Source organism: Methylobacterium crusticola (assembly GCF_003574465.1).
In the GTDB taxonomy this organism is placed as follows: Bacteria; Pseudomonadota; Alphaproteobacteria; order Rhizobiales; family Beijerinckiaceae; genus Methylobacterium; species Methylobacterium crusticola.
Map to the genome: position 1 here is coordinate 1 of NZ_QOWC01000498.1, position 758 is coordinate 758.

At 78.2% G+C, this 758-nt stretch carries 1 protein-coding gene; it reads right to left on the bottom strand.

All coding sequences use genetic code 11. The annotated features are described in order from the left end of the window. Nucleotides 1-16: 16 nt before the first annotated feature. Nucleotides 17-649: an Isoquinoline 1-oxidoreductase subunit gene (locus DT057_RS35100; protein WP_128566581.1), complete on the bottom strand. Its 633-nt coding sequence runs from the start codon at nucleotides 647-649 to the stop codon at nucleotides 17-19. Nucleotides 650-758 lie beyond the last annotated feature (109 nt).

Sequence of the window (758 nt, forward strand, 5' to 3'; positions counted from 1 at the left end):
CGGCGGGCGGGGGCGCTCACTCGGCCGGGCAGGCCGCACCGCTCGCGAGCCACGCCGCGACGAGCGCACCCGCCTGCGCCTGCGTGCCGGGGGCGGGCGAGCGGCCGGCGCCGGGCGCCCAGGCCCAGCCCACCAGGGTGTCCTGCCCGATGTGGCGGACGAGATCCTCCGGTGCGCGCCCGCCGTTGCGCGCCGGGTCCTTGATCTGGGCGCAGATCGCCGCGAGGCTCCTGCCCTCCCACGCCATCTCCCGCGGCGCCAGGTGCCATTCCGGGTGGCCGGGCATGCGGCCGGGGTCGAAGTTCGCGCGCTGGTGGCAGCTCCCGCAGCGCATGGACGCGGTGCCGTGCCCGGTCTCGCCGCGGGCCACCGGCGGCTGGTGCGGCCGGCCGAGGTCGCCCTGGCGCGGCCGGTCGCCGGCCGGGTGGCAGTTGACGCAGCGCGGATGGGTCAGGACCTTGCCGAGTTCGGAGAACAAAGCCGCCGAGCGGCCTTGGGCGTCGGCGATCGTGTCGAAGGCCTCAGGGGACGCCAGGCCCCCCGCCGGATGCTCCCCCGCCGGGTCAGGCTCGGCCGCCTGCGCGCAGAGGACGAGGAGCACCAGGGCGCCCGCTGACGCGAGGGCGCCGATCCGCAGCACGGATGTCATGATACGCGTCCTCGGCGGGTTGGGGACAGGGGCCCGGCGCTCCGCCGCGACCGGGAGACGGGTTCCAAGGGAGCTCGGGCCGGCGGCGCGGCGGGCGCGGATCCGCCCG